This window comes from Streptomyces sp. NPDC050315 (assembly GCF_040655775.1).
In the GTDB taxonomy this organism is placed as follows: domain Bacteria; phylum Actinomycetota; class Actinomycetes; order Streptomycetales; family Streptomycetaceae; genus Streptomyces.
Window position 1 is genome coordinate 1,290,657 of sequence record NZ_JBFAKN010000001.1, and the last position, 21,045, is coordinate 1,311,701.

General features: G+C 68.0%; 18 protein-coding genes. 12 read left to right on the plus strand and 6 right to left on the minus strand.

The annotated features are described in order from the left end of the window. Positions 1–2 precede the first annotated feature (2 nt). From AB0I82_RS05665 to AB0I82_RS05680, 4 genes are all read right to left on the minus strand, one after another. A complete protein-coding gene (locus AB0I82_RS05665) occupies positions 3–2,816 on the minus strand; it encodes a M56 family metallopeptidase (protein WP_363255786.1) in 2,814 nt (937 codons plus the stop codon). Positions 2,817–2,896: 80 nt separating this feature from the next. Continuing rightward, positions 2,897–3,364 carry a hypothetical protein gene (locus tag AB0I82_RS05670; RefSeq protein ID WP_363255787.1) on the minus strand — a complete coding sequence of 156 codons (468 nt, stop codon included), beginning with the start codon at positions 3,362–3,364 and terminating at the stop codon, positions 2,897–2,899. A 59-nt stretch (positions 3,365–3,423) separates the two neighbouring features. Then, on the minus strand, positions 3,424–4,635 hold the full coding sequence (locus tag AB0I82_RS05675; RefSeq protein WP_363255788.1) for a hypothetical protein: 1,212 nt from the start codon (positions 4,633–4,635) through the stop codon (positions 3,424–3,426). Positions 4,636–4,644: 9 nt separating this feature from the next. Beyond that, positions 4,645–4,992, minus strand: a complete 348-nt coding sequence (locus tag AB0I82_RS05680) for a hypothetical protein (RefSeq protein WP_363255789.1) — start codon at positions 4,990–4,992, stop codon at positions 4,645–4,647. Positions 4,993–5,360: 368 nt separating this feature from the next. On the opposite strand from AB0I82_RS05680, the gene AB0I82_RS05685 reads away from it, so the two are divergent. From AB0I82_RS05685 to AB0I82_RS05705, 5 genes are all read left to right on the plus strand, one after another. Then, positions 5,361–6,944: a helix-turn-helix domain-containing protein gene (locus AB0I82_RS05685; protein ID WP_363255791.1), complete on the plus strand. Its 1,584-nt coding sequence runs from the start codon at positions 5,361–5,363 to the stop codon at positions 6,942–6,944. A 196-nt stretch (positions 6,945–7,140) separates the two neighbouring features. Beyond that, complete coding sequence (locus tag AB0I82_RS05690; RefSeq protein ID WP_363255792.1) at positions 7,141–8,424, plus strand: aminotransferase; 1,284 nt, start codon at positions 7,141–7,143, stop codon at positions 8,422–8,424. Beyond that, positions 8,424–9,857, plus strand: a complete 1,434-nt coding sequence (locus tag AB0I82_RS05695; RefSeq protein ID WP_363255793.1) for an amino acid permease — start codon at positions 8,424–8,426, stop codon at positions 9,855–9,857. Before AB0I82_RS05690 ends, AB0I82_RS05695 begins: the two co-directional genes overlap by 1 nt. Beyond that, positions 9,854–10,654: an aldolase/citrate lyase family protein gene (locus AB0I82_RS05700; protein WP_363255795.1), complete on the plus strand. Its 801-nt coding sequence runs from the start codon at positions 9,854–9,856 to the stop codon at positions 10,652–10,654. The genes AB0I82_RS05695 and AB0I82_RS05700 overlap by 4 nt, the downstream gene beginning before the upstream one ends. Before the next feature lie 130 nt (positions 10,655–10,784). After that, positions 10,785–12,458, plus strand: coding sequence for a hypothetical protein (locus tag AB0I82_RS05705; RefSeq protein WP_363256091.1), 1,674 nt, complete (start codon positions 10,785–10,787; stop codon positions 12,456–12,458). 112 nt (positions 12,459–12,570) lie between these two features. Here the strand turns inward: AB0I82_RS05705 and cycA are convergent, their stop codons facing one another. Further along, positions 12,571–14,025 carry a D-serine/D-alanine/glycine transporter gene (gene cycA, locus AB0I82_RS05710; protein ID WP_363255797.1) on the minus strand — a complete coding sequence of 485 codons (1,455 nt, stop codon included), beginning with the start codon at positions 14,023–14,025 and terminating at the stop codon, positions 12,571–12,573. 200 nt (positions 14,026–14,225) lie between these two features. Here cycA and AB0I82_RS05715 point away from each other — a divergent pair, with 200 nt between their 5' ends. Genes AB0I82_RS05715 through AB0I82_RS05740 form a run of 6 tightly spaced genes read left to right on the plus strand, consistent with a single transcriptional unit; the run spans position 14,226 to position 19,260 of the window. After that, positions 14,226–14,426 (plus strand): hypothetical protein, encoded by a 201-nt coding sequence (locus tag AB0I82_RS05715; RefSeq protein WP_363255798.1) that lies wholly within the window; start codon positions 14,226–14,228, stop codon positions 14,424–14,426. After that, the gene (gene kdpF, locus AB0I82_RS05720) at positions 14,423–14,512 is read left to right on the plus strand and encodes a K(+)-transporting ATPase subunit F (protein WP_037958241.1); all 90 of its coding nucleotides are present in this window, start codon (positions 14,423–14,425) and stop codon (positions 14,510–14,512) included. Before AB0I82_RS05715 ends, kdpF begins: the two co-directional genes overlap by 4 nt. A gap of 7 nt (positions 14,513–14,519) precedes the next feature. After that, positions 14,520–16,184: a potassium-transporting ATPase subunit KdpA gene (kdpA, locus tag AB0I82_RS05725; RefSeq protein ID WP_363255799.1), complete on the plus strand. Its 1,665-nt coding sequence runs from the start codon at positions 14,520–14,522 to the stop codon at positions 16,182–16,184. Then, complete coding sequence (gene kdpB, locus AB0I82_RS05730) at positions 16,181–18,319, plus strand: potassium-transporting ATPase subunit KdpB (RefSeq protein ID WP_363255800.1); 2,139 nt, start codon at positions 16,181–16,183, stop codon at positions 18,317–18,319. Before kdpA ends, kdpB begins: the two co-directional genes overlap by 4 nt. A gap of 22 nt (positions 18,320–18,341) precedes the next feature. Then, on the plus strand, positions 18,342–19,076 hold the full coding sequence (locus AB0I82_RS05735) for a potassium-transporting ATPase subunit C (protein ID WP_363256092.1): 735 nt from the start codon (positions 18,342–18,344) through the stop codon (positions 19,074–19,076). A 31-nt stretch (positions 19,077–19,107) separates the two neighbouring features. Next, positions 19,108–19,260: a hypothetical protein gene (locus AB0I82_RS05740; protein ID WP_363255801.1), complete on the plus strand. Its 153-nt coding sequence runs from the start codon at positions 19,108–19,110 to the stop codon at positions 19,258–19,260. A 22-nt stretch (positions 19,261–19,282) separates the two neighbouring features. Here the strand turns inward: AB0I82_RS05740 and AB0I82_RS05745 are convergent, their stop codons facing one another. Next, the gene (locus AB0I82_RS05745; RefSeq protein WP_363255802.1) at positions 19,283–19,885 is read right to left on the minus strand and encodes a TetR/AcrR family transcriptional regulator; all 603 of its coding nucleotides are present in this window, start codon (positions 19,883–19,885) and stop codon (positions 19,283–19,285) included. A gap of 215 nt (positions 19,886–20,100) precedes the next feature. On the opposite strand from AB0I82_RS05745, the gene AB0I82_RS05750 reads away from it, so the two are divergent. Beyond that, positions 20,101–21,024, plus strand: a complete 924-nt coding sequence (locus tag AB0I82_RS05750; RefSeq protein ID WP_363255803.1) for a TauD/TfdA family dioxygenase — start codon at positions 20,101–20,103, stop codon at positions 21,022–21,024. Positions 21,025–21,045: the final 21 nt, after the last annotated feature.

Genomic DNA, 21,045 nt, shown 5'->3' on the forward strand with positions numbered 1-21,045 from the left:
TCTCAGGGACAGGATTCCGGCCGGCGGTCCACGGTGACCGACTCCGGCCGGATTCCGCGCTCTTGCTGGGCCCTGGCCACCACGCGGTCCACCTGATCGGCGACGCAGGTCACCGGGTCCGGTACGGGGTGGAGTTCCCGGAAAGCCGCCGCGAGGGTCCGCTGATCCATTCGGTCCAGACCGGTCACACATTTCTGGGCCGCTTTACGGGTGTTGGCCAGGGCCGCCGACCATACTGCCTGCTGGCGGGGGTCGGGTATCGGGAAGTACGCGGCGGCCCGGTCGGGCAGCCGACGCAAGTTGACGCAAGCCGCTCGCATCGCGCGGACGTCGATGCGGCCATCGGTGTTGGCACTGCGGTCCAGGTCGCCGATGTCCTCCGCGTAGTGCGCAAGCAGGTCACCGCCGCCGAAATACGACCACGCCCATACCTGCGCGTCGCGCACCTCGGTGGACACCGGCCCCTTGAACAGGCCGGTCAGGGTCCGGTCGATGCCGTCCGAGGCCGAGGCATCGTCCGACTCCGTTTGATGGAAATAGCCGAAGTAGCCCGCCGCGGAGGCACCGACGAGCACCGCACAGGCCACCGTCGTCCCGGCCAGGCGAGCAGCGCGCCGACCGGGCCGACGCCGAGTGTCGTGGCCAGTGTGGTGGCAGGCGATGCCACGCTCGCGCCGGTGTAGTGGCGCGGTGATGAGCGCGCCCAGCAGCGCGGCGACCAGCGTGGCCAGCCCGGCCATGGCGAGCAGTTGAGGCAGAAAGAGACTCAGCACGAACCAGTCGTCGTCGGCGACCGGCGCGCAAGTCTCCTTGACCGTCGCCAGCGGCGGCACACAACCATCGGTCTGAGTGACCGCGAACAGTACGACAAGGGCAACGGCCATGGCGGTTCCCGCGGCAGCCATCGCCGTCGCCGCGTTGCCCCGCCCGGTACAGGAAACGGCGAACGACGCACCGGCGGCGGTGCAGAGCAGGATCGCGAAAAACCAGGCGGTGGAGAGGGTCACCGCTTGCAGCACTGGCTGCTTGTCGTCCCAGATCGACTCATGCGCACGGTGGGTGACGACGATCAGGCCCACTGCGGCCACAACACCGCCGAGCAGGCCGATCACGGTACCGGCCGACATACCGCGGACCCCGGACGCACGGCGACGGCGGGCCAGTCCGGCCAACGGAACGATCCACAACGCGCTGGTCAGCCAGACGCTCCACCCGAAGCTGCTCATGGACAGGACGGGCAGCGCCAGCGTCGCCACGACGTCCATGGTGGTGGAAGGCGGCATGTCGCCGTAGAGCCCGGCGAGGATTTCCTCGGTCGAGAGTGGCAAGCCACCGGCGAAGGTTCTGCCGGCGGCCTGCCACCACGCAAACCACCAGGCCAACGCCGCGCCGCTGACGGCCAGCGTGAACACCGCCGCCACACGTCGGCGACCGGGCCGCATATCGGCCCACAACACCGCGCACGCCCCCGTCCACCACAACACGGCGGCAGGCACGAGCACGACCGCCGCCAGCAACAACCCCTGGGGCCATGGCGGCAGCCACCGGTCTCCCAAGGACTGGCTCACCAGCACATCACCACCGAGACAGCCGGCACCCACCCACAACCCCGCCCGCAGTCCCGCCCGGAGGACGGAGGAGGGCGGGGCACCCTCGCCGACGCTGCGTGTCACCCTGCGCCAGACCGCGACTCCGGCGACTGCTGTGGCCAGCGTCGCCGCCGGCCAGGTGCCATAGTCGACCAGTTGCTCGTTGGCCCCCGGCGTGAAGTTCAGGTGGTAACCGAAGATCGTCACTGCCACACCGGTGAGGAACATCGGCATCGCGCTGAGAGTGAATACGGCTGCGGGGTCCACCGTCGCGGCTGCGCGTGCCGACCAGTCGGGGTGGGTACGCAGCGCCGCGCGAACCGCCCTGGCCATCGCACGCAACCGGCTCCAGCTCTGGCTCCCGCTCCTCGGCGTGTCCGTGATGTGACGGGTCCAGTAGCTCCGATCGGCTTGGTTTCCGACCGCTTCGATATCGGCGCACATCTCGCGGGTACGCAGCACATCGGCCATCGCCAGATAGGTGAGGGCCACCAGAAACGCCGACATGACCAAGGTGCGGACCAGCAAGGGCAGGGATGCGGACCAGTACCCCGGCGCGCGTTCCGACAGCGTGGATACCAGATACCCACTGGCGACCACCGCATACGGGGCAAGCGCGCCCACGACGAAGACCCGCCAGATCGCGACGGTCAGATACGTGATGTCGACATCGCCGTTGCGGATGTGCGCGAACTCGTGCAGCAGAGTCGCCTCGAATGCCCGCCGGTCCTTCCGGAACAGCATGACCAGGCCGGCGTCCAGCCGTACGGTGTACCGGCCCAGCCTCCCGTACACGATCGCGTTCGGCCCATACGCCGTCGGGTCCACAACGAAACGGGGCGTGCGACGCAGTCCGGCCACACCCAGCAAGCGGGCCAACTCGGCGCGCAGCGCCCCATCGGCGTCCATGCTCGCCACCGGCACCACGCGGCCGGACCGTTCTTTCCAGTACGGGAGCAGCGCGTACAGCCCCATGGCCAGGACCATCAAGGCCGCGGTGGCGAGATACGGCAGCGCCAGGGTGAGGCTGCCGCCGGCGTTGGCGTCGAGGCAGTGTTCGAAGGCAGGCGTGCCGGTGAGCATTTGGTTCCACAGGCTGTTGGCCTGTGGGTCGTAGCCCGCGGCCAATGCACAGCCGTCGGCCATGTCCTTCGGGTCGGTGAGTGGGCGTAGCAGGTTCGACATCATGTGTGTCGAACTCGCGAGGAACAGCACGATCAACAGCACGAATCGCTGAGTCGTCCCCGCGCGCAAGCCTTCCCGCCTCCGGGCCCGCGCGGGTGCGACCTCGCTCTCAACAGCGCCTGTCATGGGGCGGGTTCGAGTCCGGGTTCGTCACCATCGTCCGTCAGGACCAGCCGTGCCACCACCGCGTCCGCGATCGCGGTGGCCCGCTCCTCCGGCAGGCCGCGTTGTACTGCTGTCTCCAGTACCCGCTGCCGTACCTCCGCGAGCTGCTCACGGCTCAACGGCGGTACGGTCACGGGCTCGGACTGCCTGCGGAACGTCGTACGCCACAGTGTTCTCGCCCTGTTGGTCATGCCGTCCACGGCGGTGCCCACGGCCCTATTGGCCACGTGGTCCAGCACCAGCCATACCACCGGTGTCACCAACGTGAAGACTTCACCCAGGCCGAACCCCAACGGCTCGCGAGACCCGCGTCGGCGGCTCAACCGCCGTACCGCCACGGTGTCATCGAGGACGGCGAGGCCGTCCACCAGGGGCAGCTCCTCGGGTGCGATGTCCGCCACGACATCGCGGACCACATCCCGCACCAAGACTCCGCGCGTGCCCCCTGCGTGCCCACCGCGCGAAGCCGCTCCCTCGCCGCCCGTCATCGCGGGGACGGCAGGTCGGGAAGGGCGGCGACCTTCTCGCGATTGTCGGCCGCGCGGCGCACCAGGCGCTCGTACTCCGCAGTGGTGAGCGCGATGTCGGATGTGTGGATTTCCCCGTGGTACTGACCGCTGCTGGCGCCGCCGCCCGAGACCGGGCGGCCCTTAGCAGTACACGACAGGTCGCTCGACCGGCCCGACTTGATCAGGACGGCACCGGAGCAGTCCCGGTCGAGAGGCACGGAGGTGCCGTCCCGGTCGATGACCCACGCGTAGTTCACCTGCACCTCGCGGTCGGCATCGACGGACGAGGTCTCGCCGAGGAGCGTGACGGTCACCCGTGCGGTAAAGGTGCACGCGGTGGGGCCACAGGCGCCCTTGTAGTCACGGAGAATCTGGGTGGTGACATCGACCCGGGGGTCCACCGCTTTGCGTGCTGTGTCAAGTTTCTTCGGGAAGGCGCTATAGAACCGGTTCACCTCAGCCCGTGGCATCGCCTCGATGTCGAGCACGGCGGATGAGCCAGGGAAAGTAATGCGGTCGACGAACCGAGCGCCGCCCTCCAGCTCCTCACCGAGGCAAATGGTCATGCCGTCGGCGTGGATGGGCGTACAGGTGTGATCGCCAATGGTGACAGGTTCACCCGCGGTGATCTTCTCGTCAGGGACATCTTCCATCAGCAGGGTCTTTGCCAGCGCCGACGGCGCCAGGGTGGCCGCCAGGTCGCGGGAGAACAACAGGCCCGGCGGTGTCATCTGCGGTTTTTCCGCGAGCACCTTGGACTTGTCGGCCATTCCCAGCGACTTCCAGTCGTCGGCGTCTCCCCGTACGAACGATTTGCCGTCGGTGCCCAAGTAGTCGAGCGTGCGGTTACGCGCCGGCTTCAGGGTGCCCAGTGCGTCACCGGGATTGCTGACGATCAGGTCCAGTTTCGCGGCTTTCTGGTCCTTGACCTTGATGGTGCCGGTGTAGTGCAGCGCCGGCGCCTTGCGCAGCATTTCGGCGGACCGGGTCAGATCGGCGCGCAAGGACGAGGTGGGACCGTCAGGACCGATAGTGATCCACAACGTCGCGCCGACAGCGACGATGAGGGCCAGAAGCGCGATGAGCAGTGCCCGCCGGGATCGGCGACGCCGGGCCGAGGGCTCGCGAGCAGGCTCGTCGGGCGGCGGATTCTCCGGCGGTACGGGGCGGTCGGGATTGTCAGTCATGTGCCCTCACTACGATTTCCCGCCGCGCCCGGCGATACAGGTGACCGGAATGATCGTGGGGTAGGTGTACGACTGCTTGGCGACGACCTTGCCGTCGATGGTGATACGACAGGTCGTGGTGCCGGTCCCTTTGATGTCCTTACGCTCCGGAATTGCTCCCGTTTCGCAGGAATCTCCCCCGGTTGCCCGGCCGATGCAGCCGGACCCATTGGCCATCAGATGCACCCAGGGTTTCTTGCCCTCCATGGTGAGCTTCACCTTCCAGGGCGACTCCGCCGACAGTTTCCCCTTGTCCTTGTCGCCGAGCGCCTTTATGCCCTTCGGTCCTGTCGCGTACCCGAAGTAGTGGATCTCCATCGGCCGCCCATAGTCGGACGTGGCCTCCAACACGACGGTATGCCGCTCACCGGGCGCTTTAGCTTTCCCCTCGCCACCCCCGCCGCACGCGGCAAGCACGCACACTCCGCTCACCACGGCGAGTACTACCCGTCCCTTGACAGCACCAGCCACTCTCGTTCCCCCCGTCGTCCCGGACCAGCTGAGCCACACAGAGTAGGGTCTGCGCACACCGGTGTACATAGCCTCTTACGCACCAGTGCAACTCCGCCTCAAGGTCATCAACTGTCCATGTGGCAGCGGCAGTTCATTAAGTTCGTCGGCATCAAGGCAGGCAGCACGTGGAAGCATCTGCGCAGTACGGCTCCTCGGCGACCCTTTCACGGGTTGTGGAACGGCTGGGTGCGACGCTGCTGTCGTTGCGGGCCGGCCGCCCCGATCCCGGCCGGACGGTCACTTCGGTGGTGCTGTACGACGCACTCGCCCCGCCCGCCGTCGCGCCGGGCGCCGTCGTGCTCGGCGCAGGGCTGGCGAGCCAAGAGGAGATCGCGGCGGCCATCCACTCCTTCGCCCGGGACGGCGCCATCGCGCTGGTACTGCGCGAGCCGGTCCCGCACGGGCCCCTGATCCGCGCCGCGCTGGCCGATACCTCCATAGCGGTCTACGGACTCGCGCGCGAAGCCTCGTGGCTGCACGTGGCGACCTTGATGACCTCGGCGCTGAGCACGGTTGCGCCGGACGAGCTCATGCTCGGCGGTCACAACACGGGCACCGACCTGTTCGAGCTGGCGAACTCCCTGACCACGCTCCTCGACGCCCCGGTGACGATCGAGGACCTGTCGTCCCGCGTCATCGCCTTCTCGTCCGACCAGTCGGGCGCCGACGACGGGCGGCACCGCACGATCCTCAGCATGCAGGCGCCGACGGACGTCGGTGAGCTGCAGCGCCAGTACGGCCTGCTCCTGCGCATCCACGAGTCCGACCGCCCCGTCTACATCGACGATGTGATGGAGGGGGCGATGCCGCGCGTGGCCGTCCGCATCCGAGCGGGCGACGAGCCACTCGGTGCGATCTGGGCGGTCGTCAAGGGGCCGCTGACGAAGCAACGCGAGCAGGGCATGATCGAGGCCGCGCAGGTCGTCGCACTGACGATGCTCCGCGCGAGACTCGGCGCCGATGCCGCGATGCGGCTGCGGCTCGGGCTGGTCCTGAGCCTGCTCGACGGTGGGCCGAACGCGCGGAAGACCGCCCGGCAGCTGAACTTCGGGGGCTCGCCCGTCTGCGTACTGGCCCTCGGAGCGAGGGTTACGGAGGGCGAGGACCCTTCCGTCGTCGAAGCCGACCAGCAACGCACTGCCAACGCACTGGCGATGTACCTCAAGCCGATCTGTCCGCGGGCGACGGCAGCGCTCATCGGGTCCGTCCTCTATGCCGTACTGCCCCTGCGCAGCGCGGACGAGCCGGGCAAGCGGGAGGCGATCCGGATCGCCGATGAATTCATCGCGCGACTGGATTCGTCGCAGCCCTACTTCGCGGGCGTGGGGACCGTGGTCGCCGATGCCACGGACCTCGCGTTCTCCCGGTCGGCGGCCGATGCGGCGCTGCGCGTCGTACGGCACCGGCCCGCCGAGCGCCGCCCTGCCGAGCACCGTCGAGTGGCGGCGCTCGAAGACGTACAGGTGGAGCACATACTGCTGCGCGTGGCCGATGCCATGGCCGATGAGCGCATGGTGGCCGGCGGTCCGTTGCGCGCGCTGCGCGAGTACGACACCGAGCACGGCGGCTCCATGGTCGACACACTGCGCGCGTGGCTCGATGCCTTCGGCGATGTGACCAAGGCGGCGGAGACCGTCCGCGTGCACAAAAACACCTTCCGGTACCGCCTCTCGCGTCTTGAGCAGATCGCGGGGGTCGACCTGTCCGACCCGGATGTTCGCTTCTCGCTCTCCCTTCAGCTCCGCGTCTTCGAGTGATGTCGGGGGGGCGCTGCCGCCTTCGTTCCACCGCACAACCTGAGCCGCGACTTTCGTTCCACTGAACGGAGATCGCCGTCCGCGCCGCGGTCATCATGACTGCCACTGCCGGGGCGGTGGGCTTCTCAGCCCTCACACGAGTACTGACGCGAGTCTTCACGCGCCCGGTCGCAGAGCCGATCGAAGGGAACATGCGGTGGAAACGCTCACGGGCACAGATGCGCTGACCACGTCCTTGGACCGCGCCCAGGAGGACTATGCGGCGCTCGTCGCGCGCGGCCTCTCGCTGGACCTCACTCGCGGCAAGCCGTCCGCCGAGCAGCTCGACCTCTCCGCGGAGCTGCTCCGGCTGCCGGCCGACCGTCATACAACGCGGGACGGCATGGACACCCGCAACTACGCCGGAGACGGGGGCATGGGACTGCGCGAGCTGCGCGAAATCTTCGCTCCGCTGTTGCAGGTCCCCGCGGACCAACTGCTCGCGTCGGGCAACTCCAGCCTCGCACTGATCCACGACTGCCTGGTGCAGGCCCTGCTGAACGGCGTCCCCGGCGGTACGTCACGCTGGCTGGACGAGGAGCGCGTTGTGTTCCTCTGCCCGGTGCCCGGATTCGACCGGCATTTCGCGTTGTGCGAGCGCTTCGGCATCGACATGGTCGCGGTCCCGATGACCGAAGAGGGCCCCGACATGGACATCGTCGAGCGCCTGGTCGCCGAGGACCCGGCCGTCAAGGGCATGTGGTGCGTGCCCAAGTACAGCAATCCGGACGGCGTGACGTACAGCGACCGGACCGTGCAGCGGCTCGCCCGGATGCGGACGGCCGCGCCGGACTTCCGGATCTTCTGGGACGACGCCTATGCCGTCCACCACCTCACCGAGGAGCAGGTGGAGGTCGGCGACATCCTCGGCGCCTGCACCAGGCATGGCAACCCGGACCGGGCGCTGGTCTTCGGCTCCACCTCGAAGATCACGCACCCCGGAGCCGGCGTCGCCTTCTTCGGCTCCTCCCCGGTCAACGTGGAGTGGAAGCTCGACTACAACAACGGGCGCTCGATCGGCCCCGACAAGCTCAACCAACTGCGGCACGCCCAGTTCCTGAAGTCCGCGGACGGAGTGCTCGCGCACATGGCCCGCCACCGCGCCCTGCTGCGGCCCAAGTTCGAGGCCGTACAACGCATCCTCCAGCGGGAGTTGGGCGGTACGGGCCTGGCGGAGTGGACCGACCCCAAGGGCGGCTACTTCATCACCCTCCGGGTCCCGGACGGCTGCGCGAAGGCGGTCGTACGGCAGTGCGCCGAGGCCGGCGTGCGGCTGACCCCGGCCGGGGCCGCCCATCCGCGCGGTGATGACCCCAACGACAACCTCATCCGCATCGCCCCCACCTACGCGGGCCGCACGGACCTCGATGAAGCGATCCGGGCCGTCACCGTCTGCGTACGGCTGATCGGCCACCGCAAGCAACTTGAGGAGCAGCGGTAATGGCAAAGGACGCAGAAATGGTGAAGGACGCGGTAACGGCAGAGGACACCGCCACCGGGCTCCGCCGGGGCCTGACGCAACGCCAGATGACACTGCTCGGGCTGGGGTCGGCCCTGGGCACCGGGCTCTTCCTCGGCGCCGGCACGGCGATCGGCACGGCCGGCCCCGCGGTCCTCGTCAGCTACGCCGTGGGCGCCGTCATCGCGCTCACGATCGCGTTCGCTCTCGCGGAGATGGTGAGCGCGCTGCCCGTCCGCGGCACGTTCGGAACCATCGCCGCGCGCTACCTCGGGCCGTTCGCCGGATACGCCGTGCGCTGGCTGTACTGGATCGGCGTCATCCTCGCGGTGGGCAGCGAGGTCGTGGCGGCGGCGATCTATCTGACGTACTGGTGGCCGCAGCTCCCCCTGGCCCTCGCCGTCGCGATCTTCGCGGTGCTCATCGCCGCCGTCAACCTGGCCGGTGTGAAGTCCTTCGGCTCGCTGGAGTCGGTGCTCAGCGCCGTCAAGGTGATCGCCATCGTGGTCTTCCTCGTCATCGGCGCCGCGCTCGTCTTCTTCGGCCTGCCGGACCGGCGCGCGACGGGCCTCTCGAACCTCACCGCACACGGCGGCTTCTTCCCCAACGGCGGAATCGCCGTCTGGCTGGTGATGGCCGTGGTCATCTTCAGCTTCGCCGGCATCGAGCTCATCGCCATCTCAGCCCCGGAGACCGAGAACGCCCCGCGGGCGTTGCGTACCGCGATGCGGTCGATGATGCTCCGGCTCAGCCTGTTCTACCTCGGCGCCCTGGCCGTCATCCTCGCCGTCACTCCGTGGCAGCAGGCCAACTCCAACGGATCGGTCCAGAGCAGCCCCTTCGTGACGATGTTCTCGGCCGCCGGCATCCCCGCCGCCGCGGCCGTCACCAACGCATTGGTACTGATCACCGCACTCTCCGCGGCCAACGCCAACCTGTACGCCGGCACCCGGATGCTGCACTCCCTGGGCAGCGACGGACTGGCCCCGGCATCACTCGCCGCCACCGATGCCCACGGCGTGCCACGGCGGGCGGTCCTGGCCTCCGCGTCGGGGATGGTACTGGCCGCCGTACTCACCGGCTTTCTGGGCTCCGGCGTGGCCTCGTTCATGATGTCGCTCGCCAGCATCGCCGTCATCTCGACCTGGATCATCATCCTGCTCACCCTGATGGCCTTCCGGCGCCACCGCGATCGGCCCGCCTCCACGCTGAGACTGCGCGGCGGCCGCGCGGTCCCCGTGCTGGCCATCATCGCCCTGCTGTCGGTCCTCGCCACCGGCCTGCGCGTGCCGGAAATGCTCGTGGCGGACGCCCTGGGACTGCCCACACTGGCCGTCCTCGGCGCGGTCTACTACTTCCGGTACCACCGCCGCGTACGGCTTCGAAAGAGCCCGCAGCTTCAGGAGAACCAGTGAACCGTCCACGCTCCGACCTGCGCGACCGCCTGACGTACGGTGACACCCCGCTGATCGGCACCTTCTGCACCATCCCGGAACCGAGTGTGGTGGAGATGGTGGCTTCCTCAGGGTTCGACTTCGTGTGCATCGACACGGAGCACTCCCCGATCGGCCGCACCGCGGTGGAATCCCTGATCCGCGCGGCGGACGTCGCGGGCCGCCCCGCGCTCGTACGAGTGGCCGACAATCGCCCCGAGCTGATCGCCGCCGCGCTGGACAGCGGCGCGGCCGGCGTCGTCGTCCCCCGTATCGACACCGCGGCCGACGCCGAGCGGGCGGTACGCGCAACCCGCTATCCGCCGCTGGGCGAACGCAGCGGCTACCCCGGGCGCGCCTCCTGGTACAACCAGGACCTCGCCGACTACACGGCCCGCGCCAACGACGAACTGCTGCTCGTGGCCCAGGTGGAGAGCCCACTCGCTGTCCGTAACACGCATGCCGTCGCAGCGGTGGACGGCATCGACGCCCTCTACACCGCCCCCGGAGACCTCTCGATGGCGACCGGCGCCACCGGGGAACCGCTGGACTCCGCGTTGTGCTCGGTGGTACGAGCGGCCCGGGCGCACCAACGCGCGGCCGGCCTGTTCCAGCCGGACCCCTGCCGCATCGACCAGTGGCACGCCGACGGCGTCGGACTCTTCTTCCTGGCCGCCGACTCCCTCTTCCTGACCGAAGCCGCCGCATCCGCCGCCCGCTCGGCCCGCAAGGCCGGCGCGCCACCGGCCCGCACCTCGGGCGTGCCCCCGACACCCTGATACCAGATCTGGCTCCTGGCCCACCGTGGGCCCTCACGTGCTGGTATGACAGCAGCAGGAGACCCCGACCGCCATCGAGTCGCATCCTCTGCAGGAGGTCCTCATGGACGACATGGACGACACGGACTACATGGACTACTTCGACCTCGGGACCCTCACCCGGCCCGTGTCGACGCGTTCGCCCGAAGCACAGCGATGGTTCGACCGTGGCCTCGTCTGGTGCTACGCGTTCAACCATGAAGAGGCAGTCACCTGCTTCGAAGCGGCTGCTGCCGCGGATCCCGACTGCGCCATGGCGTACTGGGGCATCGCCTACGCCCTGGGCCCCAACTACAACAAACCATGGGACTTCTTCGACGACGACGAACTGCGGCGGACGGTGGCGCAGACGCACGAGGCCGTCGAACGAGCTCAGGCACTGTGCGACCGAGCCACCCCGACCGAGCGCGCCCTCATCGAGGCGCTGCAGAAGCGCTACCCCGCCGCGCACAACGGAGAAGACTGCAACATCTGGAACGAGTCCTACGCCGAGGCCATGCGTGGCGTGTACGACCTCGCACCCGATGACATCGATGTTGCCACTCTCTATGCGGACGCCTTGATGAACCTCACCCCGTGGCAGCTATGGGACCTGCGCACGGGCGAACCCGCCGCCGGAGCACGCACGTTGGAGGCCAAGGCCGTCCTCGACCGCGCGTTGCGGACCGAAGCGGGCTCCGGTCATCCGGGCGCCCTGCACATGTACATCCACCTCATGGAGATGTCGCCGACACCGGAGAAGGCCCTCACCGTCGCGGACCGGCTGCCGGGACTGGTACCGGATGCGGGGCACCTGCGCCATATGCCGTCCCACCTCGACGTGCTGTGCGGGGACTACCGACGGGTCGTATCGGGCAACACCGACGCGATCAGGGCAGACGAAAAGTACCTGCGCCGGGCCGGCGCGATGAATTTCTACACGCTGTACCGCTCGCACAACTACCACTTCAAGATCTACGGGGCGATGTTCCTCGGCCAGTGCAGGACTGCACTGGAGACGGCGGCGCAGCTGGAGGCGTCCATCCCCGAAGAACTGCTGCGCGTGGAGAGTCCGCCGATGGCCGACTGGCTGGAGGGGTTCCTCGCCATGCGGGTCCACGTGCTGATCCGTTTCGGCCGATGGCACGACATCCTCGCCCTGGACATGCCCGCCGACCGGGATCTGTACTGCGTCACCACGGCGATGCTGCACTACGCGCGCGCAGTGGCGTACTCCGCGATCGGGGCGATCGCCGCGGCCGAGACCGAACGAGAGCTGTTCCACCGCGCCGTCGCACGGGTCCCGGAGTCGCGGATGCTGTTCAACAACACCTGCCGGGACATCCTGGAGATCGCCTCCGCCATGCTCGACGGCGAACTCGAGTACCGCAAGGGCGAGTACGACCTCGCGTTCGCCTCCCTGGAGCGCTCCATCGAGCTGGACGACAACCTGCCCTACGACGAACCGTGGGGCTGGATGCAGCCGACCCGGCACGCCTACGGAGCGCTCCTGCTGGAACAGGGCCGGGTCGAGGAGGCCGAGGCCGTCTACCGGGCCGACCTGGGACTCGACAACACACTGCCCCGAGCCTGCCAGCACCCCGGCAACATCTGGGCACTGCACGGCTTCCACGAGTGCCTGCTGAGGCTGGGCAAGACGGGTGAAGCCCGTATCGTCGCCCAGCAACTCACCGTCGCCACCGCACTCGCGGACGTCCCCATCGAGGCGTCCTGCTTCTGCCGCCTCGACACCACGAACGCGAAGAGCAACTGCTGCTCCGAGTGACGCACTGCCCCCGGCCGGCCGCAGCCTCGTGATGGCTGCGGCCGGGCGGGGGCGGCGAAAACAAACGGGCGAAGGCAATCGGGCGACGGCAATCGGCGGTCAGCTCAGCCGATCAGTCCTGTTGTCCGGCCGCACGGGCCCGGCGGCGGCGCAGTACCGTCCAGGCGATGCCGAGGACGATGAACCAGATCGGCGTGACCAGTAGCGCCTGCAGTGTGTCCGGCTTCTGGGTCAGTGCCCAGATCAGAAACACGAAGAACGCGAGCACGACGTAGCACATGGCGATGCCGCCGGGCATCTTGAACGTCGACGCCTCGTGCAGGTGCGCACGGCGCTTGCGGTACACCAAGTAGCTGATCAGGATGATCGACCAGACGAAGATGAAGAGCACGGACGAGATGGTGGTCACCAAGGTGAACGCCTCGATGATCGAGTCGCCCACCGCGACCATCACCACACCGGAGAGCAGGAACACCCCGGAGAGGAACAGTGCGTTGGCCGGCACCTTCCTGGAGGTGAGTTTGCCGAATCGCGCCGGGGCGCCGCCCTCATGGGCCAATCCGTAGACCATCCGCGAGGTGGAGTAGATACCCGAGTTCGCCGACGAGGCGGCCGAGGTCAGCACAACGAAGTTGATGACCGAGGCGGCGATGCCGAGGCCGGCGAGCGTGAACATGACGACGAACGGGCTGCGGTCCGCGCTGATCTCGCGCCAGGGTGTGACAGAGGTGATCACGATGAGCGCGACCACGTAGAAGAGCATCACGCGCACCGGGATGGAGTTGACCGCCTTGGGCAGGTTGCGTTCCGGGTTCTCGGCCTCGGCCGCGGTGGTGCCGACCAGTTCGATGCCGACGAACGCGAAGGTCGCGATCTGGAATCCCGCTACGAAACCCATCGGGCCGGTGGGGAAGAAGCCGCCGTCGTTCCAGAGGTTGGCGAAGCTCGCGGTGGTGCCACCGGGCGCCTGGGAGTGGTTGAACACCATGACGAGGCCGACGACGATCAGCGCCACAATCGCAATGATCTTGATCAGTGCGAACCAGAACTCGGTCTCGCCGAACGCCTTCACAGTGGGCAGATTCAGGACGATCAGCGCGATGACCGCGGCCAGCGCCGGTATCCACAGCGCGAGGTCGGGCCACCAGTACGACACGTACCCGGCGATCGCGATGACATCGGCGATGCCGGTGACGATCCAGCAGAACCAATAGGTCCAGCCGGTGAAGAAGCCGGCACCCGGGCCGAGCAGGTCGGCCGCGAAGTCGGCGAAGGACTTGTACTGCAGGTTGGAGAGCAACAGCTCGCCCATCGCCCGCATCACGAAGAACAACATCCCGCCGATGATCATGTAGACAAAGATCACCGAGGGCCCGGCCAACGAGATCGTCTTGCCCGACCCCATGAACAGGCCGGTGCCGATCGCGCCGCCGATGGCGATGAGCTGGATGTGCCGGTTGGACAGTTGCCGCGAGAGGTGCTGCTGCCCTTCCGGCTGGTCAGTGGGCGCGGAGCCCGGCGGGGAAGCCGGCGGCGCATTCAGGTCGGTGTCACTGCTGTCAGGCATGAGCAAACCTTACGGATCATGAGCGCGTACGGCGAGGGCGGCTTCTCATGCTGCCGGGGCCCGTCAATGTCTCGCTCACGCGGTACGCCGGGACACCAACGCGGCCATCTGCCGATTGCGCTTCCGCCTGGTGTGATGCAGCCGTTCAGGTGTCGGGCCGCCAACGGCGTTTTCCCAGGTCAGCGGGGTGCGCGTATGGAATGCGTCAAGGGCGGGCCGCGCCTCGTAAGGGAGCCGTCAACGGCAATCGCAGTGGCGCGAAAAAGCGGTTTGCTCTAGTCGTCAGTTCACCATTTCCTCTCGTTCAGGAGCTTTCGATGGCCGATGTGGCCTTCGTCGTCACCACGCTCGCGGTCTTCGCGCTGGTGGCTCTCGTCGCCAAGGGGGTCGCAAAGCTGTGACCACCGAAAACATCGTCGGCCTGGTCGTGGCCGCCGCCCTGCTGGGCTATCTCGTCCTCGCCCTCATCGACCCGGAGAGGTTCTGAGCACGACATGAGCCCCGTACTTGCCGGCGTGCTCCAACTGCTGGCACTGATAGCCGCGCTGGCGCTCGCGTACCGCCCCCTCGGCGACTACATGGCCCGGGTCTACTCCTCCCCACGCCACCTGCGCGTCGAGAAGTGGATCTACAAGGGCATCGGCGCACACCCGGACACCGGGATGCGCTGGCCCGCCTACCTGCGCGGCGTGCTGGCCTTCTCCGCGGCCGGTGTGCTGTTCCTGTACCTGCTGCAGCGGCTCCAGGGCGCCCTGCCCGGCTCGCTCGGCTTCGCCTCGATCGACCCGGACCAGGCGTTCAACACCGCCGCCTCCTTCGTCTCCAACACCAACTGGCAGTCGTACGCGGGCGAACAGGCCATGGGCCACGTCGTACAGACCGGCGGCCTGGCGGTGCAGAACTTCGTCTCGGCGGCGGTGGGCATGGCCGTGGCGGTCGCCCTCGTACGCGGCTTCGCCCGGTCCCGTACCGGCGAACTGGGCAACTTCTGGGCCGACTTGGTGCGCGGCACCATCCGCATCCTGCTGCCGATCTCCATCATCGGCGCGATCATCCTGGTCGCCTGTGGCGCGATCCAGAACTTCTCCGGCATCCACGAGGTCGGCCAGTTCCTGGGCGGCCACCAGCAGTGGCAGGGCGGTGCCTACGCCTCCCAGGAAGTCATCAAGGAAGTGGGCACCAACGGCGGCGGCCTCGCCAACGCCAACAGCGCCCACCCCTTCGAAAACCCCAACGGCTTCACCAACCTCTTCGAGATCTTCCTGATCCTCCTCATCCCCACCGCTCTGACACGCACCTTCGGCCGCATGGTCGGCTCCCTCAAGCAGGGCTACGCGCTGCTCGCCACGATGGGTTTCATCTGGCTGGGCTTCGTGGCGCTGATGATGTGGACCGAGTTCCACCACGGCGGCCCGGCGCTGCAGGCCGCGGGCGGGGCGATGGAGGGCAAGGAGACCCGCTTCGGCATCGGCGGCTCCTCTCTCTTCGCCGTCACCACGACCCTCACCTCCACCGGCGCGGTGGATGCCTTCCACTCCTCCCTCACCGGCTTCGGCGGCGGCCTCACCATGCTGGGGATGCAACTGGGCGAGATCGCGCCCGGCGGCGTCGGCTCCGGCCTGTACGGCATGCTGATCATGGCGATCATCGCGGTGTTCCTCGCCGGGCTGATGGTCGGCCGCACCCCCGAGTACCTGGGCAAGAAGATCGGCACCCGGCAGATCAAGCTCGCCGCGTGCTACATCCTCATCACCCCGGCGCTCGTACTGTGTTTCACCGCCGCCGCGATGGCACTCCCCACCCCGCCGCACTCCATGCTCAACCCCGGCGCGCACGGCTTCTCGGAGATCCTGTACGCCTACACCTCCGGCGCCAACAACAATGGTTCGGCCTTCGCCGGGCTCAGCGCCGACACCCCGTGGTTCAACACCACCATCGGGCTCGCAATGCTGCTGGGCCGCTTCCTGCCGATGGTCTTCGTCCTCACGCTGGCCGGCTCGCTCGCCGAGCAGACCCCCACACCGGCCACCGCGGGCACCCTCCGTACGGAGAAACCGCTGTTCACCGGCCTGCTGGTCGGCTCAATCCTCATCATCACCGGCCTCACCTACTTCCCCGCCCTCGCGCTGGGCCCGCTCGCCGAAGGACTGGCGTCATGACCACCGACACCACGAAGCAAGAAGACGTCCTGCCCACCGCACCGCCCACCCGCGCACCGCACCAGGACGTGCCGACCGGACAACACGAGGGCGAAGGGCGCGTCGGCGGCGGGCTGTTCCAGCCCGCGCAGCTGCTGAAGTCACTGCCGGACGCCGTCCGCAAGCTGCACCCGCGCGTCATGATCAAGTCGCCGGTCATGTTCGTGGTCCTGATCGGCTCGGTACTCACCACGGCACTCGCCATCGCCCACCCCGGCGACTGGTTCGGCTGGACGATCGCCGCCTGGCTGTGGCTGACCGTCCTCTTCGCCAACCTCGCCGAAGCCGTCGCCGAGGGCCGCGGCAAGGCCCAGGCCGACACTCTGCGCAAGGCCAAGACCGACACGGTCGCCCGCCGCCTCACCAACGACACGGAAGAGCGCGTAGCCGGTACCGAACTGCGCATCGGCGACCTGGTCGTCTGCGAGGCGGGCGACATCATCCCCGGTGACGGCGATGTCGTCGAAGGCGTGGCGTCCGTCGATGAATCCGCGATCACGGGCGAATCGGCGCCGGTCATCCGGGAGTCCGGCGGCGACCGGTCCGCGGTCACCGGCGGTACCAAGGTCCTCTCCGACCGCATCGTCATCAAGATCACGACGAAGCCCGGCGAGACCTTCATCGACCGCATGATCAACCTGGTCGAAGGCGCCGCCCGGCAGAAGACACCCAACGAGATCGCGCTGAACATCCTGCTCGCGTCCCTCACCATCGTCTTCCTGCTCGCCGTGGTGACACTGAAGCCGTTCGCGATCTACGCGGGGGCCGACAAGCAAACGTCGATGATCGTCCTCACCGCGCTCCTGGTCTGCCTCATCCCCACCACCATCGGCGCGCTGCTCTCCGCGATCGGCATCGCCGGCATGGACCGCCTCGTCCAACGCAACGTCCTGGCGATGTCCGGCCGAGCCGTCGAGGCCGCCGGTGACGTCTCCACACTCCTGCTCGACAAGACCGGCACCATCACCCTCGGCAACCGCCAGGCCGCCGAATTCGTACCCGTACACGGCACCACCGCCGCCGAGGTAGCCGACGCCGCCCAACTCTCCTCCCTCGCAGACGAGACCCCCGAAGGCCGTTCCGTCGTCGTACTGGCCAAGGAGAAGTACGGCCTCCGCGAGCGCCACCAAGGCGAGCTCATCGACGCCGAGTGGATCGCCTTCACCGCGCAGACCCGGATGTCGGGTGTGGACGTGGACGGGCGCAAGGTCCGCAAGGGCGCCACGGGTTCGGTCATCGCATGGGTCAAGGAGCAGGGCGGAAGTGTCGCGCAGGACGCACAGGAACTCACCGATCGGATTTCCCAGGCTGGTGGCACGCCGCTGCTTGTGGCTGTGGAAGACGCTGACGGGCCCCGGATCCTAGGAGTCATCCACCTCAAGGACGTGGTCAAGGAAGGCATGCGCGAGCGGTTCGACGAGCTGCGCCGCATGGGCATCAAGACCGTCATGATCACCGGCGACAACCCGCTGACCGCGCGGGCCATCGCGGACGAGGCAGGCGTGGACGACTTCCTCGCCGAGGCCACGCCCGAGGACAAGATGGCGCTGATCAAACGGGAACAGGCCGGCGGCAAGCTGGTCGCGATGACCGGCGACGGCACCAACGACGCACCGGCCCTGGCCCAGGCGGACGTGGGCGTGGCCATGAACACCGGCACCTCCGCCGCCAAGGAGGCCGGGAACATGGTCGACCTCGACTCCAACCCCACCAAGCTCATCGAGATCGTCGAAATCGGCAAGCAACTCCTCATTACTCGGGGCGCGTTGACGACTTTCTCGATCGCCAACGACGTGGCGAAGTACTTCGCGATCATCCCGGCGCTGTTCGCCGCGGTCTACCCGGGTCTGGACAAGCTCAACATCATGCGGCTGTCCTCCCCCGACTCCGCGATCCTCTCCGCCGTCATCTTCAACGCACTGGTCATCATCGCGCTCGTACCGCTCGCCCTGAAAGGCGTGCAGTACCGGCCCACCAGCGCGGACAAGATGCTCCGCCGCAACCTCGGCATCTACGGCCTCGGCGGCCTGATCACTCCCTTCCTCGGCATCAAACTCATCGACCTGCTCCTCTCCCTGATCCCCGGGCTGCGTTGAATCAGAAAGCGTGCTGACCACCATGAACAACTCCGTAGGACGCACCGCACGGCTGCTCACAGCAGGTCTTCGCGCCTTGGTGGTACTGACCGTCGTGTGCGGCATCCTCTACCCACTCGCCGTAACCGGCGTCGCCCAGGCCCTCTTCCCCCACCAGGCCAACGGCTCCGAGATCAAGGTCAACGGCAAGGTCGTCGGCTCCGAACTCATCGGCCAGCGCTACGACCTACCACTGAAGAAGGGCCAGGAGACCCCGGATCCGGACCTGAAGTGGTTCCAACCCCGCCCCTCCAACGGCCTCAGCACCAACACCACCAACACCCAGTACAAACTCCTCGTCTCAGGAGCCACCAACCTCTCCGCCGACAACCCGAAGCTGCTCAACCAGGTAAAGGCCGCCAAGGCCGCCGTAATCAAGGACAACAGCGTGCCCGGCTACGAGGTCCAGCCCTCCCAGATCCCCGCCGACGCCGTCACCTCCTCCGCCTCCGGCCTGGACCCCGACATCTCCCCCGCGTACGCCAAACTCCAAGCCCACCGAGTCGCCGTCCGCAACCACCTCCCCCTCACGAAGGTGGAGCAGCTGATCAAAACCCACACCAAAGACCGCATCGCCGGCTTCATGGGCGACCCCCGAGTAAACGTCCTCCAACTCAACATCGCCCTCAAAAAAGCGCAACGGCCCGCGACCGAGTACGAGCGTGGTGCACGGCCCGCCTGGACGGGTGGCCGACCGACCACCGACGCTGGGAGGTGACCGCCGACGCCGGCTCCACAAGCGTCGTGCAGTGTCCCGGGAAGCAGTCACCGAACTCGCAAAGGTCGGTACCGTCCTGGTGCTGGACGTACCGGGCCGGCCCGGCCTCAGCGCGGACCAGCGCCCCCGCCGGGCCGCCGCCCTCGACGCCGCACTCGCCGACCGCGTACGCGCCGACGGCTGAACACAGTGGAGGAGTGTCCGGGTCAGGGCCGGACGCTCACCGCGCGCGCGATGAGGTCGACGACCGAGTCCACAAGGTGGCTGTCGGGTAGTTCCTGCTCGCTCACCATGCGGAACAGCAACGGTGCGGCCACCATCGTGGCCACGGCCCGAACGTCGGCGTCAGGTCGCACGTCCCCGCGCTCGATGCCGCGCTCCAGGATGCGCCTGGTCTGACTCATGACCCGGGCCGTGTACGCACCGTACGCACTGCGCCCGGATCCCGCCTCGGCCGCCAGGCCGATCACGCCGGCGAGCAAACGGTCGACGCCGGGGCGACGGTAGGCCTCCATACGAGTGGTGAGCACCTCGCGCAGCTCGGCGCGGAAGTCCCCCAGGTCGGGGATGGACAGCGGACCGATGCGCGACTCGGCGGCCGCGATGATGAGGTCCTGCTTGGTCGGCCAGCGCCGGTAGATGGCGGGCTTGCTCACCTCGGCCCGCACGGCCACCGCATCCATCGTGACCGCGTTCATCCCCTGCTCGGCGACCAGCGCGACCACCGCATCGAGCACCGCGCGAGTAACCCGCTCCTCGCGCGGCCGCCCCGGCCCCCGTACCGCGCCCTCAGCCTGCTTTTCGACCATGCCCCGAGCCTATGAGCTCGCACGGCGCGCCGACCAGGCAGGGGACCGGCCCACGCCGTACGCGGGCCGCCTCTTCCCGTCCGCGCCGGGGAGGTTCACCTCCCCGGCGCGGCACTCACGATCACGAAATCGGCGTGCGCAGACCCCTTGCCCCGGCGCAATCGAATATCGATACTCCCATTAACGAAATTGCTTCGTCACCGCGGAGGTGCCCCATGGCAACGACCATCCCCACCCCGAAGCCCGCACTCGACAAGCCCCTGATGCACTACGGACGCCGCGTCCTGGACCGCACCGCTCCGGGCAACTCCCCCACCCAGTACCAGATTCTGGACATTTCCCCGCTCACACTGCACATCGGCGCCGAGATCACCGGTGTCGATCTCTCGCAGCCGATTGGCGACGACCTCGCCGAAGAGCTGCGGCAGGCGCTGCTGGAGTGGAAGGTGATCTTCTTCCGTGACCAGCACGCCTTCGGACCGGAGCAGCACCTCGCGCTCGCGGGGGTCTGGGGTGCACCGGAGGAGAACCCGTTCTTCCCGAAGAGCGGTACCGCCGGTGTCTCCCGGCTGGCCAAGGACGCCATGGCGATCGGCAACGAGAACATCTGGCACAGTGACCACTCCTTCATGGCCGCGCCTGCCCTGGGTTCGGTGCTGCGTGCCGTCGAGGTGCCGCCCGCCGGCGGCGACACGATGTGGGCGGACATGGCGGTCGCGTACGACAACCTCTCCGCGTCCATGAAGGAGCGGATCGACACACTCACCGCGGTGCACGACTGGGTACCCAGCTGGGGTTCGGCGATGACCGAGGACCGGGTCACCCGGCTGCGGCAGACCCTGCCGCCCGTGGAGCATCCGGTGGTGGTCCGCCACCCTCGGACCGGACGGAAGGTGCTCTACGTCAATGAGCCCTTCACCACGCGGATCGTCGGCCTGTCCGACACCGAGAGCCGTGAGCTGCTCGGCGAGCTCGCACTCCAGGCACGTATTCCCGAGTACCAGGTGCGCTTCCGCTGGCAGCCGGACTCCATTGCGATCTGGGACAACATCGCGGTCCAGCACTACGCGATCAACGACTACTACCCGCAGCGACGCGTCATGGAGCGCATCGCGATCGCAGGAGTGCCGCTCTCCTGACGAGCCCCGCCACGCTGACGC

Excerpts from the sequence above, each read along its gene's own strand:
- AB0I82_RS05750 (WP_363255803.1), top strand. The coding sequence starts at position 20,101 with ATGGCAACGACCATCCCCACCCCGAAGCCCGCACTCGACAAGCCCCTG.
- AB0I82_RS05745 (WP_363255802.1), bottom strand. The coding sequence starts at position 19,885 with ATGGTCGAAAAGCAGGCTGAGGGCGCGGTACGGGGGCCGGGGCGGCCG.
- AB0I82_RS05705 (WP_363256091.1), top strand. The coding sequence starts at position 10,785 with ATGGACTACTTCGACCTCGGGACCCTCACCCGGCCCGTGTCGACGCGT.
- cycA (WP_363255797.1), bottom strand. The coding sequence starts at position 14,025 with ATGCCTGACAGCAGTGACACCGACCTGAATGCGCCGCCGGCTTCCCCG.
- AB0I82_RS05680 (WP_363255789.1), bottom strand. The coding sequence starts at position 4,992 with ATGGAGATCCACTACTTCGGGTACGCGACAGGACCGAAGGGCATAAAG.
- AB0I82_RS05715 (WP_363255798.1), top strand. The coding sequence starts at position 14,226 with ATGCGTCAAGGGCGGGCCGCGCCTCGTAAGGGAGCCGTCAACGGCAAT.
- AB0I82_RS05735 (WP_363256092.1), top strand. The coding sequence starts at position 18,342 with ATGAACAACTCCGTAGGACGCACCGCACGGCTGCTCACAGCAGGTCTT.
- kdpA (WP_363255799.1), top strand. The coding sequence starts at position 14,520 with ATGAGCCCCGTACTTGCCGGCGTGCTCCAACTGCTGGCACTGATAGCC.
- AB0I82_RS05695 (WP_363255793.1), top strand. The coding sequence starts at position 8,424 with ATGGCAAAGGACGCAGAAATGGTGAAGGACGCGGTAACGGCAGAGGAC.
- kdpB (WP_363255800.1), top strand. The coding sequence starts at position 16,181 with ATGACCACCGACACCACGAAGCAAGAAGACGTCCTGCCCACCGCACCG.
- AB0I82_RS05675 (WP_363255788.1), bottom strand. The coding sequence starts at position 4,635 with ATGACTGACAATCCCGACCGCCCCGTACCGCCGGAGAATCCGCCGCCC.